The 14553-nt window shown below is 70.8% G+C and carries 16 protein-coding genes; 5 read left to right on the top strand and 11 right to left on the bottom strand.

Annotated features, from left to right (window positions below):
• Positions 1-159: 159 nt before the first annotated feature.
• The 5 genes from ACWGN5_RS11145 (at position 160) to ACWGN5_RS11125 (ending at position 4630) form a co-directional block, all read left to right on the top strand.
• Positions 160-1104 (top strand): carbohydrate ABC transporter permease, encoded by a 945-nt coding sequence (locus ACWGN5_RS11145; RefSeq protein WP_453513493.1) that lies wholly within the window; start codon positions 160-162, stop codon positions 1102-1104.
• Positions 1101-1943 (top strand): carbohydrate ABC transporter permease, encoded by an 843-nt coding sequence (locus ACWGN5_RS11140; RefSeq protein ID WP_453513492.1) that lies wholly within the window; start codon positions 1101-1103, stop codon positions 1941-1943. The genes ACWGN5_RS11145 and ACWGN5_RS11140 overlap by 4 nt, the downstream gene beginning before the upstream one ends.
• Positions 1940-3232, top strand: coding sequence for an ABC transporter substrate-binding protein (locus ACWGN5_RS11135; protein ID WP_453513490.1), 1293 nt, complete (start codon positions 1940-1942; stop codon positions 3230-3232). The genes ACWGN5_RS11140 and ACWGN5_RS11135 overlap by 4 nt, the downstream gene beginning before the upstream one ends.
• A 139-nt stretch (positions 3233-3371) precedes the next feature.
• On the top strand, positions 3372-3926 hold the full coding sequence (locus ACWGN5_RS11130) for a DUF1697 domain-containing protein (RefSeq protein WP_453513488.1): 555 nt from the start codon (positions 3372-3374) through the stop codon (positions 3924-3926).
• Positions 3927-4000: 74 nt separating this feature from the next.
• Positions 4001-4630, top strand: a complete 630-nt coding sequence (locus ACWGN5_RS11125) for a mycothiol-dependent nitroreductase Rv2466c family protein (RefSeq protein WP_453513486.1) — start codon at positions 4001-4003, stop codon at positions 4628-4630.
• Positions 4631-4688: 58 nt separating this feature from the next.
• On the opposite strand, the gene ACWGN5_RS11120 is transcribed toward ACWGN5_RS11125, so the two are convergent.
• From ACWGN5_RS11120 to ACWGN5_RS11070, 11 genes are all read right to left on the bottom strand, one after another.
• The gene (locus ACWGN5_RS11120) at positions 4689-5150 is read right to left on the bottom strand and encodes a hypothetical protein (protein ID WP_453513485.1); all 462 of its coding nucleotides are present in this window, start codon (positions 5148-5150) and stop codon (positions 4689-4691) included.
• 138 nt (positions 5151-5288) lie between these two features.
• Positions 5289-6080, bottom strand: coding sequence for a sirohydrochlorin chelatase (locus ACWGN5_RS11115; protein WP_453513483.1), 792 nt, complete (start codon positions 6078-6080; stop codon positions 5289-5291).
• A gap of 2 nt (positions 6081-6082) precedes the next feature.
• Complete coding sequence (locus ACWGN5_RS11110; protein ID WP_453513482.1) at positions 6083-6967, bottom strand: ABC transporter permease; 885 nt, start codon at positions 6965-6967, stop codon at positions 6083-6085.
• Positions 6954-7748 (bottom strand): ABC transporter ATP-binding protein, encoded by a 795-nt coding sequence (locus ACWGN5_RS11105; RefSeq protein ID WP_453513480.1) that lies wholly within the window; start codon positions 7746-7748, stop codon positions 6954-6956. The genes ACWGN5_RS11110 and ACWGN5_RS11105 overlap by 14 nt, the downstream gene beginning before the upstream one ends.
• Before the next feature lie 33 nt (positions 7749-7781).
• On the bottom strand, positions 7782-8900 hold the full coding sequence (locus ACWGN5_RS11100) for an aliphatic sulfonate ABC transporter substrate-binding protein (RefSeq protein ID WP_453513479.1): 1119 nt from the start codon (positions 8898-8900) through the stop codon (positions 7782-7784).
• Positions 8901-9107: 207 nt separating this feature from the next.
• A complete protein-coding gene (locus tag ACWGN5_RS11095) occupies positions 9108-10466 on the bottom strand; it encodes a sulfate adenylyltransferase subunit 1 (protein ID WP_453513478.1) in 1359 nt (452 codons plus the stop codon).
• Positions 10466-11401 carry a sulfate adenylyltransferase subunit CysD gene (cysD, locus tag ACWGN5_RS11090; RefSeq protein ID WP_453513476.1) on the bottom strand — a complete coding sequence of 312 codons (936 nt, stop codon included), beginning with the start codon at positions 11399-11401 and terminating at the stop codon, positions 10466-10468. Before cysD ends, ACWGN5_RS11095 begins: the two co-directional genes overlap by 1 nt.
• Positions 11398-11985, bottom strand: coding sequence for an adenylyl-sulfate kinase (gene cysC / locus ACWGN5_RS11085; protein WP_453513474.1), 588 nt, complete (start codon positions 11983-11985; stop codon positions 11398-11400). Before cysC ends, cysD begins: the two co-directional genes overlap by 4 nt.
• Positions 11967-12674 (bottom strand): phosphoadenylyl-sulfate reductase, encoded by a 708-nt coding sequence (locus ACWGN5_RS11080; RefSeq protein ID WP_030692686.1) that lies wholly within the window; start codon positions 12672-12674, stop codon positions 11967-11969. The genes cysC and ACWGN5_RS11080 overlap by 19 nt, the downstream gene beginning before the upstream one ends.
• Positions 12671-12850 (bottom strand): hypothetical protein, encoded by a 180-nt coding sequence (locus tag ACWGN5_RS11075; RefSeq protein WP_453513472.1) that lies wholly within the window; start codon positions 12848-12850, stop codon positions 12671-12673. Before ACWGN5_RS11075 ends, ACWGN5_RS11080 begins: the two co-directional genes overlap by 4 nt.
• Complete coding sequence (locus ACWGN5_RS11070) at positions 12847-14544, bottom strand: nitrite/sulfite reductase (protein WP_453513471.1); 1698 nt, start codon at positions 14542-14544, stop codon at positions 12847-12849. Before ACWGN5_RS11070 ends, ACWGN5_RS11075 begins: the two co-directional genes overlap by 4 nt.
• Positions 14545-14553 lie beyond the last annotated feature (9 nt).

Raw genomic sequence — 14553 nt, 5'->3', positions numbered from 1 at the left:
GCCAAAGTCTCCCATCCGCGCAGCTCACCACGCCCGTCGCCTTGACGGGCCGACGCGCCGTCAGCACCATGGCGGGATTCCGGACGGCGGCAGCAGCGGTGTGGACGGGGGTCGGATCGTGAGCTCAGTGACCGCGACCAGACGGCCGGGGGGCCCTCGATGAGCTCGGTGACCACGGCCGAGCGGCCCCGCCGGGCGCGCACACCCCGCGCCGCCCCCGGGACACGGCCGCGCGGCCCCGACCTCGGCGCCTGGTTCCTGGTGCTCCCGGCACTCCTGCCGATCCTCGTCCTCAGCGTCGGACCCCTCCTCTACGGCATCGCGCTCGCCTTCACCGACGCCCAGTCCGGCCGCACCCAGGCCACCCGCTGGGTCGGCACCCTCAACTTCCAGGACCTGCTCCACGACACCCTCTTCTGGGAGTCGTTCCGCATCGGCGTCGTCTGGGCCGTCGGGGTCACGATCCCCCAGTTCCTGCTCGCCCTCGGCCTCGCCCTCCTGCTCGACCAGAAACTCCGCTTCCGCTGGCTGGCGCGGGCCCTCGCCATCGTCCCCTGGGCGATGCCGGAGGTCGTCGTCGGCATCATGTGGCGGCTCGTCTACAACCCCGACGCCGGCATCCTCAACGAGTCCCTGCGGAACCTGGGCCTCGGCGAGGGCCACGACTGGCTCTCCGGCCTCGCCACCGCCCTGCCCGCCGTCATCGTCGTCGGCGTCTGGGCCGGCATGCCGCAGACCACCGTCGCCCTGCTCGCCGGACTCCAGAACACCCCGCGCGAACTCCACGAGGCCGCCGCCCTCGACGGCGCCGGCGCCTGGCGCCGCTTCCGCGCCGTCACCTGGCCGGCGCTCCGGCCGGTGGCCCTCGCCATCACCGCCCTCAACCTCATCTGGAACTTCAACTCCTTCGCCCTGGTCTACGTCCTGACCAACGGCGGACCCGGCGGCCGGACCCGGCTGCCCATGCTCTTCGCCTACGAAGAGGCCTTCCGCTACGGGCAGTTCGGCTACGCCGCCGCGATGGGCTGCGTGATGGTCGCCGCCGTCTCGGTGCTCATCGCCCTCTCCCTCGTACGCCGTCTGAAAGGGGACCAGGACCGGTGAGCGCCCTCCGGACGAGTGGGTCCGCGCGGGCGGGCCAGTACCTGGCCCTCCTCGCCTACCTGGTCTTCCTCGCCTTCCCCTTCCTCTGGCTGCTGTCCACCGCCTTCAAGCCCGCGCCCGAACTGGCCTCGCTCCACCCCACGTGGATCCCGGAGAACCCCACCCTCGACAACTTCCGGCAGGCCTTCGACGAGCAGCCGCTGCTCAGGGCCGCCGCGAACAGCCTGCTCGCCGCCGTCTCCGCCGCCGTGATCGCGGTGGCCGTCGCGACCCCGCTCGCCTATGTGACGGCCCGCCACCGCGGCCGGCTCGCCGGGGCCGCCACCGGCTGGGTGGTGATCAGCCAGGCGTTCCCCTTCGTCCTCGTGATCATCCCGCTCTTCCTCATCCTCAAGAACCTGCACCTGATCAACAGCGTCGCCGGGCTCGTCCTGGTGTACGTGGTGTGGTCGCTGCCCTTCGCCCTCTGGATGCTCATGGGGTACGTCAGGGCCGTCCCGGCCGAACTGGAGGAGGCCGCGGCCGTCGACGGCGCCGGCCGGATCCGTACCCTCGTCTCCGTCACCGCCCCGCTGCTCGCCCCGGGCATCGTCGCCACCGCGCTCTTCGCCTTCGTCACCGCCTGGAACGAGTTCTTCTTCGCGCTCGTCCTCCTCAAGACCCCCGAGAAACAGACCCTCCCGGTCGTCCTCACCCACTTCCTCGGCGCCGAGGGCGTCGCCGACCTCGGCCCGCTCGCCGCCGCGGCCTTCCTCGCCACCCTGCCCTCCCTCCTCGTCTTCGGCCTCCTCCAGAGACGGATCACGGGCGGGATGCTCACCGGGGCGGTGAAGTCATGAGACGGATCCTCGCCCTCGCCGCCGCGCTCGCCCTGCTCCTCACCGGCTGCACCGCCGGGGGAGACGGACCCGACGACGGCGTCGTACGGCTCCGCTTCCAGTCCCTCGCCTGGCAGAAGGAGTCCGTCGACGCCAACCGGCAGCTGGTGAAGGAGTGGAACGCCGCCCACCCCGACATCCAGGTCGAGTACGTCCAGGGCAGCTGGGACTCCGTCCACGACCAGCTCCTCACCTCCTTCGAGGGCGGCGAGGCGCCCGACATCATCCACGACGCCTCCGACGACCTGTCCGACTTCGCCTACGGCGGCCACCTCGCCGACCTCCGCCCGCTGCTCTCCGAGCGGCTGCGCGCCGACATCCCCGCCCGCAGCTGGGAGACCACCACCTTCGGCCAGGGCGTCTACGGCGTGCCCTTCCTCCAGGAACCGCGCGTCCTCATCGCCAACCGGAAGATCCTGGAGTCCTCCGGCGTCCGCGTCCCCACCCCGGAGAAGCCCTGGAGCTGGACCGAGTTCCGGCAGATCGCCCAGGACCTCACCCGGACCATGGGCAGCGGCCGCTACGCGGTCGCCTGGCCCCTCAAGGAGCCCGTCTCCGTCAGCCTCAACCTCGGGGTCTCGGCCGGCGGCCGGCTCTTCCACCGGGGCCCGGACGGCCGGGTGACCGTCGACTTCACCGACTCCGACGGCATCGTCCCCGGCACCATCCACGACCTGGTCGTCAGCGACCGGACCGCCCCGCGCACCACGCTCGGCAGCGGCGGCTCCGACACCCTGCCCGGCTTCTTCGCCGGCAAGTACGCCATGGTCCCCCTCGGATTCGCCTACCGGCAGCAGATCGTGCAGCAGGCGCCCAAGGGCTTCGAGTGGACGGTGCTGCCCGCGCCCGCCGGCGCCGAGGGGCTCGCCCAGGGCGTCTCCCCGCAGACCCTGTCGATCGCCGAGGACAGCCCCCACAAGCAGGAGGCCGCCCGGTTCCTCGACTTCTTCCTGCGCCCGGCGAACATGGTGCGGCTCGCCCGGGGCGACTGGATGCTGCCCACCGGCACCGCCGCGCTCGCCGACCCCTCCCTGCACACCGCGCGGGACGGCTGGGCGACCGGGGCGGCGGTGGCCGAACACCTGCGGCCGGCGCCGGCGCAGTCGGTGCGCGGCTACCCGGAGTGGAAGGACAAGGTGGCCACCCCGGCCTTCCAGGAGTACTACAGCGGCGCCATCGACGGCGGCGAACTGCGCAGGCGCCTGGTCGAGGACGGCAACCGGGTTCTCGCCCGCTATCAGCGCAGATGACGGATTCGTGATTACGAAACCTTGTTGAATAAGTCACAGATGGGTGAAGGGTCTTCTCCGGAACTCCTCGATCGGACAGTGTTCGAACCGGCCACCGCGCCGCCCCCCACGCGGCACGGTGGCCGACTAGATTGAGCCCATGACGAAGACCTACGCGGCCCTGCTCCGCGGCATCAACGTCAGCGGGCGCCGCAAGGTCCCCATGGCGGAACTCCGGAAGCTCCTCGAAGAGCTCGGGCACACCGACGTCCGCACCTACCTCCAGAGCGGGAACGCCGTCTTCACCACCGACTCCGGTGCCGGCGAGGACGAGCTCACCATCGCGCTCGAAGACGCGATCGAGGAGCGCTTCGGCTTCCGCGTCGACTGCCTCGTCCGCGACGGCGACTACCTCGCGGCCGTCGCCGACGCCTGCCCCTTCCCGGCCGCCGAACTGGAGGGCAAGCAGCTCCACGCCATCTACTACTCGGAGGCCGCCGACCCCGCGCGCTTCGCCGCGATCGACCGCGAGGCCTTCCTCCCCGAGGACTTCGCCCTCGGCGACCGGGTGCTCTACCTCTACGCCCCCGAAGGCCTCGGGAAGTCCAAGCTCGGCGAGGCCGTCTCCCGCCCGTCCGTGGTGAAGGGCCTCGTCGCCACCGGCCGGAACTGGAACACAGTGGTCAAGCTCGTCGAGATGACGCGGGGCGACTGACCCCGGAGTGGCCCAGTCGAGAGGGCGCGGAATGGCCCGTGGCCACGGGCCAACTGCCCACTAGATTCGACCTCATGACGAGCACCGAGCACACTGCGCCCCGCCCCACCGTCGACGTCTACTTCGACCCCGCCTGCCCCTTCGCCTGGATCACCTCCCGCTGGATCCTGGAAGTCGAGCGCCACCGGGACATCGACCTCCGCTTCAAGGTCATGAGCCTGTACTTCCACAACGAGGGCAACGAACTCCCCGACTGGTACCGCGAGCTCGTCGACGCCTCCATCGGCCCGGTCCGGGTGGCGGCCGCCGCCGCCGAACAGCACGGCGAGGAGATCCTGCGCCCGCTCTACACCGCGTACGGCACCCGCATCCACGAGAAGAAGCAGAAGGACTTCGACGCGGTCATCGCCGAATCGCTCACCGAGCTCGGCCTCCCGCCCGAGCTGGCCGCCGCCGCCCACGACCCGGCGTACGACGCCGCGGTCCGCCGCAGCCACGAGGCGGGCAAGGACCCCGAGGCGGAGGGGTACGTCGGCACCCCGACGATCCACGTGGACGGCACCGTCTGGTTCGGCCCGGTCCTGCGGGCGATCCCGCGCGGCGAGAAGGCGGCCGAACTCTTCGACAGCTTCAGGGTCCTGGCTTCCCACCCCGACCTCTTCGAGCTGAAGCGCACCCGCACCGGGGGCCTCGACTTCAGCTAGTCGAAGGCTCGGCTGCGAAGGCTCAACTAGTCGACGGCTCAGCTAGTCGAAGGCTCAGCTAGTCGAAGGCGACGCAGATCGTCACGGGGTACCGGGGCGACCACCTGTCCGTGGCCTCGTCGTACCCCCGCGCATAGCCGTTGCTCGGGCCGGCGCAGGGAGCCTTCAGGCCGGTGTCGGTGTTGACCCAGCCTCCGGCCAGGCTCGGGTTCTCCTTGGCGAAGACCCACTTCTTGAAGAAGATGGTGCCGTTGTTGTGCTTCACCATGAGGAAGACATGACGGCCGAGCGTGAAGCAGCCGCCGTTGAGCTTCAGATGGCCGTCGAAGGTGTACGGCGACAGCCACGGCAGCGTCGTCCCGCAATTCACCAGAGAGGGCGCGTCGGGGGCGCCCGCGGGTGCGGCGTGCGCCGAGGTCGCGCCGGGAACGGCGAGGCTGATGGCGGCCGCCACGACCGCCGCCATGCCGACGGTCGCATGCCGCCGGCTGCGCAGATTCGAGTGAGCGAGGATACCCATGAGCGTTCCTCGGGGATCAATGGAGTCGATGTCTCGCCGGTTCCGGCCGGGCCGGAGTCCAGCCGGAGCCGAACCATTTCACCGGCCATTTTACCCGGCGGCGACACCTGTCGCGATGAGTGGACGGAACCCGAAGGGTCAGGCGGTCCGGGCGACCGGACGGCGGGCCGCGCGGGCGCCGTCGTAGCGCTCCAGGAGCAGACGGGCCAGTTCGGGGGAGGGACCCAGGACGTCCGCCAGGACATCGGCCCCGGCCGCGCCCGCCGCGATGCGGTCCGGGAGGCGGCCCGGGGCGATGACGTACGGGGCGACCGCCACCCGCCGGACGCCCGGCTCGGCGCGGAGCGCCCGTACCGCTTCCTCCGTGCGCGGAAGGGATGCGGAGGCGAACGCGGGCCGCACGGAGCACCAACCGGTGCGCCGCAGCTCCCGCGCCGTTTCTGCGATCACCGCGATCGCCTCCGGGTCTGTGGAGCCCGCCGAGGCCAGGACGACCCCGGTCGAGCCCTTGTCGCCGGGCCCGAGCCCGGCCTCGTACAACCGCCGTTCCACCGCCGCGATCAGCAGCGGCGAGGGGCCCAGGACCTCCGCCTGACGGATGTTCAGGGACGCGGGAGCCTGGCGCAGTACGGCGGGGATGTCGGCCTTCGCGTGGAACGCCCGGGTCAGCAGCAGCGGCAGGGCCACCACGTCCCGTACCCCGTCGGCGGCGAGGCGGTCCAGGACCCCCGGCACCGACGGGAGGTTGAAGTCCAGGAACGCCGTCTCCACGCGCAGCCCCGGCCGCAGCGCACCGGCCCGGCGCACGAGCGCCTGGACGGTCGCCGCGTGCCGCGGATCGCGGCTGCCGTGGGCGACGACCAAAAGGAAAGGCGCGGAGCGCTTCCTTGCAAGGGCGGTGGTGGGCGACGGGAGGGCGGGGCGGTTCATGGTCAGGCCTTCGTGAGCAGGCCGCGGCGGCGGAGGACCGCGCGCTCCAACGGGCTGAAGATGAGCAGGTCGATGGCGATGCCGACGATCAGGATCAGGATGATCGCCAGGAAGATCCCGGCCATGTCGATGTTGTTGCGGCCGTTCTCCAGGAGCTGGCCGAGGCCGAGGCCCAGGTCCGGCGAGGAGGCGATGATCTCCGCGGCCATCAGCGAACGCCAGGAGAACGCCCAGCCCTGCTTGAGACCGGCGAGGTAGCCGGGGAGCGCGGCCGGCATCACGATGTGCCAGGCGCCCTTGAGCCCCGTCGCGCCGAGCGTCTGGCCGGCCCGCAGGAAGAGCGGCGGGACCTGGTCGACGCCGGCCACCAGGCCGTTGGCGATCGAGGGGACGGCGCCGAGCAGGATCACCGCGTACATCATGCTGTCGTTGAGGCCGAGCCACAGGACGGCCGGCGCGACCCAGGCCACCGAGGGCAGCGACTGGAGCCCCGCGAGGATCGGGCCGATCGCCGCGCGCACGAACTTCACCCGGGAGACGAGCAGGCCCAGCGGGGTGCCGATGGCGAGCGACAGGAGGAAGCCGAACAGGGCCCGGGAGACGCTGGTCCACAGGACTTCGAGGAGCGTGCCCTCCAGCCACATCGCGGTCAGGCTGTCCCACACGGCGGACGGCGCGGGCAGCTTGTACTCGTCGGTGACCTTCAGGGACACCAGGAGCTGCCACACGACCAGGACGAGGACGACGGCGACGACCGGCGGAAGCACCTTCTTGACCAGCACCTCGCGGACCGGGGTCCGCCGGATCTGCACGGTGTCGAGGGCGTCCAGGCCGGCTTCGAGGCCGGCGAGGTCGTCGGTCTTCGGTGTGATGTCAGTGCTGGCCATGACGGCGGATCTCCCCACGCAGGTGCTCGGTGATCTCGACGGACAGTTCCGCGACGGCGGCGTCCTCGATGCGGCGCGGCTGAGGGATGTCGATGGTCCACTCGTGCGCGATCCGGCCGGGCCGGGACGAGAGGAGGACGACACGCTCGGCAAGGCGCACGGCCTCGCGCACGTTGTGGGTGACGAAGAGCACCGACAGCTTCGTCTCCCGCCAGATCCGGGTCAGTTCGTCGTGCAGCACGTCCCGGGTGATGGCGTCGAGCGCGGCGAACGGCTCGTCCATCAGGAGCAGGTCGCTGTCCTGGGCGAGCGCGCGGGCCAGCGCGACGCGCTGGCGCATGCCGCCGGACAGCTCGTGGACCCGCTTGTCGTACGAGCCGCCGAGCCGGACGAGGGTCAGGAGGCGCTCGGCCTCCTCGCGCCGCTCGGCCTTGGGCACCCCGCGCAGCCGCAGGGCCAGTTCGATGTTCTTGCCCGCGGTGAGCCACGGGAAGAGGGCGTGCTCCTGGAACATCAGGGCCGGCCGGCCGCCGGGGGTCTCGATGGACCCCGCGGACGGCCGGTCGAGCCCGGCGACCAGGTTGAGCAGCGTGGACTTGCCGCAGCCCGAGGCGCCCAGGAGGGTGACGAACTCGCCGGGGGCGACATCGAGCGAGATGTCGTCGAGGACGAGCTGCCCGCCGGCGGGTCCGCCGAAGGACTTGGAGACATGCTCGATGCGGGCGGCATGGGTCGCCGTCGCACGGTCCTCGGCCTTGGCGAGCGTCGTGGTCGTGGCCATGGTCGTCACCTCCTGGGGATCAGCTGCGGGCTGTTACTTCGCGCCGAGACCGGCGTCGGAGACCTCGGGCTGACCCGCGGCCTTGAGGACCTTGTTGAGCGGCTTCAGGTCGTAGATGCCGGAGAGCTCGGGCTTCTTCAGGAGACCGGCCTTGACGGCGTGGTCGGCCTGGGCCTGGAGGGTGGCCGCCAGCGGGTCGTTGATGAAGCCGATGGACGGCCACGCGGCGTCGATCACCTTGGCGCCCAGCGCCTTGCCCGAGAGGGCCTTCAGCTTGGCGTTGGCCGAGGCCTTCGCCTTGTCCTGGTTGGCGTTGATCCACTCGTTGGTCTTCACCGAACCGCGCAGGAACGCCTCGACGACGTCCGGGTGCTCCTTCAGGAACTTCTGCGACACGATGATGTTCGTGATGACGAACTTCTTGTCCGGCCACAGGTCGGACTCGTCGAGCAGCACCTTCGCGCCGTCGCTGACCAGCTTCGACGCGGTCGGCTCGGGCACCCAGGCACCGTCGATGGCGCCGGAGGCGTAGGCGTTCGGGGTGACCTTGTTGTCCGTGCGGACCACGGAGACGTCGCCCTTGCCGCTCTGGGCGTCGACCTTCCAGCCCTTCTCGGAGATCCAGTTGAGGAAGGCCACGTCCTGCGTGTTGCCGAGCTGCGGGGTGGCGATCTTCTTGCCCTTGACGTCGTCCAGGGTCTTGATCTTCGCCGGGTTCACCACGAGCTTCACGCCACCGGAGGCGGCGCCGCCGACGATGCGGAGGTTGGTGCCCTTGGTCTTGACGTAGCCGTTGATGGACGGCGACGGGCCGATGAAGCCGATGTCGATGGAGCCGGCGTTCAGCGCCTCGATCTCGGACGGGCCCGCGTTGAAGGTGGTGGACACCAGCTTGGTGCCGCCCAGCTCCTTCTGGAGGATGCCCTCCTGGTCACCCACCAGCGCGGTGGCGTGCGTGAGGTTGGGGAAGTACCCGAGCCGTACGGTGTCGGCGGAGAGCTTCTCGCCCTCGGCGGCCACCTTCTTCGTGGAGTCGTCGTCGTTCTTGGACTCGGAGCCGTAGCCGCAGGAGGCGAGCGCGCCGATCAGCAGCGGCAGGGCGGCGGCGGCGGCCAGGCCGCGGCGCAGGGTGATACGGGTGGTGGCAGGCACGGGTGGTGTTCCCCTCGGTTCAACTTCTCAGCGAAGTCTGCGTCTATGTCGTTCGGGGTGGAGCGGGTGGAGCCGGTGCGTACCGATCGCGCGGCACATCGAGGTCAGCACGCACATCGCGCGACACCTCCCATGCCCGCACCGAGGGCGCCGGAGCCGACCCGGCCGCCCTCCTTCGCGAAGGTGGCGTAGACGTTCTGGCTCATCTCAGAAATCCCACCCTTCTTCCTCGTCCACCGCGGCGACGGCCTTGGTCGTGGCGAAGGACTCGCCCGCCATGCCGGCCGCGAGCGTGGTGCCGTCCGCGGGGTCGATCAGCAGGAACGATCCGGTACGGCGGGAGTCCGCGTACGCGTCGAGCGCGAGCGGCTCGGCGGTGCGGACCACGACCCGGCCGATGTCGTTGGCGACCAGCTGACCCGGGTTCGGGTGCTGGGAGAGGTCGTCGAGGGTCAGCCGCGAGGGGATGTCCTTGACGATCGCCTTGACCGTGCGCGTGGTGTGCTTGAGCAGGACCCGCTGGCCGACGGCGAGCGGCTGGTCCGCCACGTGGCAGACCGTCGCCTCGACGTCCTGGCTGGTGGCCGGGGCGTCGCCGCTCGGGGCGAGCAGGTCGCCGCGCGAGATGTCGATGTCGTCGGCGAGCCGGATCGTCACCGACTGCGGGGCCCAGGCGATGTCCACGGCTGTGTTTGATTCAAGACCGGTGCCCAGCGCGTCGATCCCCGTGATCGTCGACTTCTTCCCCGACGGCAGGACGGTGATCTCCTCGCCGACCCGGAAGGCACCGGCGGCGATCTGACCGGCGTAGCCCCGGTAGTCGGGGTGCTCGGCGGTCTGCGGCCGGATCACGTACTGCACGGGGAAGCGGGCGTGGCAGGCCGTCAGGTCGTGGCTGACCGGGACGGTCTCCAGGTGCTCCAGGACCGTCGGGCCGCCGTACCAGTCCATGTTCGCGGACGGCTCCACGACGTTGTCGCCGGCGAGCGCCGAGATCGGGATCGCGGTGATCTCCGGGACGCCGAGCTCGGAGGCGTACGTCGTGAACTCCTCGGCGATCGCGGCGAAGACGGGCTCCTGGTAGTCGACCAGGTCCATCTTGTTCACGGCGAGGACCACGTGCGGGACGCGGAGCAGCGCGGCGACGGCCGCGTGCCGGCGGGTCTGCTCGACGACGCCGTTGCGGGCGTCGACGAGGACCACGGCCAGCTCGGCGGTGGAGGCGCCGGTGACCATGTTCCGGGTGTACTGCACGTGCCCGGGGGTGTCGGCGAGGATGAAGCGCCGGCGGGGCGTCGCGAAGTAGCGGTAGGCCACGTCGATCGTGATGCCCTGCTCGCGCTCGGCCCGCAGACCGTCGGTGAGGAGCGCCAGGTCGGGCGCCTCCTGGCCGCGGGAGCGCGAGGCGTGCTCCACGGCCTCCAGCTGGTCGGCGAGGACCGACTTGGAGTCGTGGAGGAGCCGGCCCACCAGGGTGGACTTGCCGTCGTCGACGGAGCCGGCGGTGGCGAAACGCAGCAGGGTGGTGGCCGAGACGTCGGCGAACTGCTCGGTGGACGTGCTCATTAGAAGTACCCTTCGCGCTTGCGGTCTTCCATCGCGGCCTCGGACATCTTGTCGTCGGCGCGGGTCGCGCCCCGCTCGGTGAGGCGGGAGGCGGCGATCTCGGCGATGACGGCGTCCAGCGTGGTGGCGTCGGAGTCGACGGCACCCGTGCAGGACATGTCGCCGACGGTGCGGTAGCGGATGAGCCGCTTCTCGACCGTCTCGTTGCCCTTGGGGCCGCCCCACTCGCCGGCGGTCAGCCACATGCCGTTGCGGGCGAAGACGTCACGCTCGTGGGCGAAGTAGATCTCCGGCAGCTCGATGCCCTCACGGGCGATGTACTGCCAGACGTCCAGCTCGGTCCAGTTGGAGAGCGGGAAGACCCGGACGTGCTCGCCGGGGGCGTGCCGGCCGTTGTAGAGCTGCCACAGCTCGGGGCGCTGGCGGCGCGGGTCCCACTGCGAGAACTCGTCGCGCAGCGAGAACACCCGCTCCTTGGCGCGGGCCTTCTCCTCGTCGCGGCGGCCGCCGCCGAAGACGGCGTCGAAGCGGTGCTGCTGGATCGCCTCGGTCAGCGGGACGGTCTGCAGCGGGTTGCGGGTGCCGTCGGGGCGCTCGCGGAGCTTGCCGGCGTCGATGTACTCCTGCACCGAGGCCACGTGCAGCCGCAGCCCGTGCTGGGCGACGACGCGGTCGCGGTACTCGATGACCTCGGGGAAGTTGTGCCCGGTGTCGACGTGGAGGAGCGTGAAGGGGACCGGCGCCGGGGCGAAGGCCTTCAGCGCCAGGTGCAGCATGACGATGGAGTCCTTGCCGCCGGAGAAGAGGATCACCGGCCGCTCGAACTCGCCCGCCACCTCACGGAAGATGTGGACGGCCTCGGACTCCAGGGAGTCGAGGTGCGACAGCGCGAACGGACTGTCCGTGGTGTCGTGAGCGTGGACGACGGTGGTCACAGCAGACCCCTCTCAGTGAGCAGCGCGTAGAGCTGCGCCGCGGACTCCTGCACGGTCTGGTTCTGGGACTCGATCCGGAGATCGGGGTTCTCGGGCGCCTCGTACGGGTCGTCGACGCCGGTGAGGCCGGAGATCTCGCCCGCGGCCTGCTTGGCGTAGAGGCCCTTCACGTCGCGGACGGAGCAGACCTCCACGGGGGTGGCCACGTGCACCTCGACGAAGGCGGTGCCCTCGGCCTGGTGGCGCTTGCGGACCGCCTCGCGGCTGTCGTTGTACGGGGCGATGACCGGGACCAGGACCTTCACGCCGTGCGAGGCGAGCAGCTCGGCGACGAAGCCGATCCGCTGCACGTTGGTGTGCCGGTCCTCGCGGGTGAAGCCGAGGCCCGCCGAGAGGAACTCGCGGATCTCGTCGCCGTCGAGGATCTCTACGGCCTGGCCCTCCTCGCGGAGGCGGCCGGCCAGCTCGTACGCGATGGTGGTCTTTCCGGCGCTCGGCAGGCCGGTGAGCCAGATGGTGGCACCGGTCACGTGGTTCTCCTGGGAGGTCTGAGGGGTGGGGGTCATCAGCCGTGCAGCCCGCATTCGGTCTTGGCGCGTCCGGCCCAGCGTCCGGCCCGGGCGTCCTCGCCCTCCAGCACGCGGCGGGTGCAGGGGGCGCAGCCGACGGAGGCGTAACCGTCCATGAGGAGCGGGTTGGTGAGGACACCGTGCTCCGTGACGTACGCGTCGACGTCGTCCTGCGTCCAGCGGGCGATGGGGGAGACCTTGACCTTCTGCCGCTTCTCGTCCCAGCCGACGACCGGGGTGTTGGCCCGGGTGGGGGACTCGTCGCGGCGCAGGCCGGTGGCCCAGGCGCCGTAGGCGGTGAGGCCCTCCTCCAGCGGCTTGACCTTGCGCAGCGCGCAGCACAGGTCGGGGTCGCGGTCGTGGAGCTTCGGACCGTACTCGGCGTCCTGCTCGGCCACCGTCTGACGCGGGGTCAGGGTGATGACGTTGACGTCCATGACGGCGTCCACGGCGTCGCGGGTGCCGATGGTCTCCTCGAAGTGGTAGCCCGTGTCGAGGAAGACGACGTCCACACCGGGCTTGACCCGGGAGGCCAGGTGGGCGACGACCGCGTCCTCCATGGAGGAGGTGACGCAGAAGCGGTCGCCGAAGGTGTCCACGGCCCAACGGAGGATCTCCAGGGCGGAGGCGTCCTCCAGATCACGGCCGGCCTGCTCGGCGAGTGCCTTCAGGTCGGCCGCGGTCGCGTCCTGAGTGATCGTCATATCGATTCCCTCCCAGTGGGGTTGTCCGAAGTCGCCGGGGCGAGGAGCCCCAGGAACTTCAGCTGGAAGGCTCGACTGCACGCGGCGCATTCCCAGGCGCCGTGACCCTGCTCGTTGGGGCGCAGGTCCTCGTCCCCGCAGTAGGGGCAGTGGAACGGTGCGGCTCGCTCGCTCATGAGAGGGCCTCCTCCGACGCGCGGGCCGCCCAGGTCGCGAAGCGCTCGCCCGTCTCGCGCTCCGCCTGGAAGCGCTTGAGGACCCGCTCCACGTAGTCCGGGAGCTCGGCCGCCGTGACCTTGAGGCCGCGGACCTTGCGGCCGAAGCCGGCCTCGAGGCCGAGCGCGCCGCCCAGGTGGACCTGGTAGCCCTCGACGCGGTTGCCCTGGTCGTCCAGGACCAGCTGGCCCTTGAGACCGATGTCCGCGACCTGGATGCGGGCGCAGGCGTTCGGGCAGCCGTTGATGTTGATCGTCAGCGGCTCGTCGAACTCCGGGATGCGGCGCTCCAGTTCGTCGATGAGCGAGGAGCCGCGGCCCTTCGTCTCGACGATCGCGAGCTTGCAGAACTCGATGCCGGTGCAGGCCATCGTGCCGCGCCGGAACGGCGAGGGGGTGACGCGCAGGTCCAGCGCCTCCAGGGCGGAGACGATCGAGTCGACCTGCGCCTCCTCGATGTCGAGGACGAGCATCTTCTGCTCGGCGGTGGTGCGGACCCGGCCGGAGCCGTGCTCCTCGGCGATCGCGGCGATCTTCGTCAGGGTGGCGCCGTCGACGCGGCCGACGCGGGGCGCGAAGCCGACGTAGAACTTGCCGTCCTTCTGCCGGTGGACGCCGACGTGGTCGCGCCAGCGGCCCGCGGGCTGCACGGGGGCGGGGCCGTCCGTCAGCTTGCGCTTGAGGTACTCGTCCTCCAGGACCTGGCGGAACTTCTCCGGGCCCCAGTCGGCGACGAGGAACTTCAGGCGGGCGCGGTTGCGCAGCCGGCGGTAGCCGTAGTCGCGGAAGATCGAGATGACGCCCTCGTAGACGTCCGGGACCTCGTCGAGGGAGACCCAGGTGCCGAGGCGGACGCCGAGCTTCGGGTTGGTGGACAGGCCGCCGCCGACCCACACGTCGAAACCGGGGCCGTGCTCCGGGTGCTCCACGCCGACGAAGGCGATGTCGTTGATCTCGTGCGCCACGTCGAGCAGCGGCGAGCCGGAGACCGCGGACTTGAACTTCCGGGGCAGGTTGGAGAAGTCCTTGTTGCCGACGATGCGGCGGTAGATCTCCTCGATGGCGGGGGTGCCGTCGATGATCTCGTCCGCGGCGATGCCGGCCACGGGGGAGCCGAGGATGACACGCGGGGTGTCGCCGCAGGCCTCGGTGGTCGACAGGCCGACCGCCTCCAGGCGGTTCCAGATCTCGGGGACGTCCTCGATGCGGATCCAGTGGTACTGGACGTTCTGCCGGTCCGTGATGTCGGCGGTGCCGCGGGCGAACTCCTCGGAGATCTCGCCGATGACGCGGAGCTGCTCGGTGGTCAGCCGGCCGCCGTCGATGCGGACGCGGAGCATGAAGTACTCGTCGTCCAGCTCCTCCGGCTCCAGGACGCCCGTCTTGGTGCCGTCAAGACCCTGCTTGCGCTGGGTGTAGAGACCCCACCAGCGCATGCGTCCGCGCAGGTCGTTGGGGTCGATCGAGTCGAAGCCGCGCTTCGAGTAGACCGTCTCAATACGTGTCCGCACATTGAGACCGTCGTCGTCCTTCTTGAACTGCTCATTGCCGTTCAGGGGGGTGAAGTGCCCCACGGCCCACTGACCCTCGCCACGGTGGCGCCCGGCCTTGCGGCGGGCGGCGGCGGGAGTGGGGTTTTCCGGAGTGGCGGCCATGGCGTTTCG

The organism is Streptomyces sp. NPDC055815 (genome assembly GCF_053616475.1).
The sequence above is the reverse complement of the archived record's forward strand: the minus strand, read 5'-3'. Positions and strand labels throughout refer to the sequence as shown.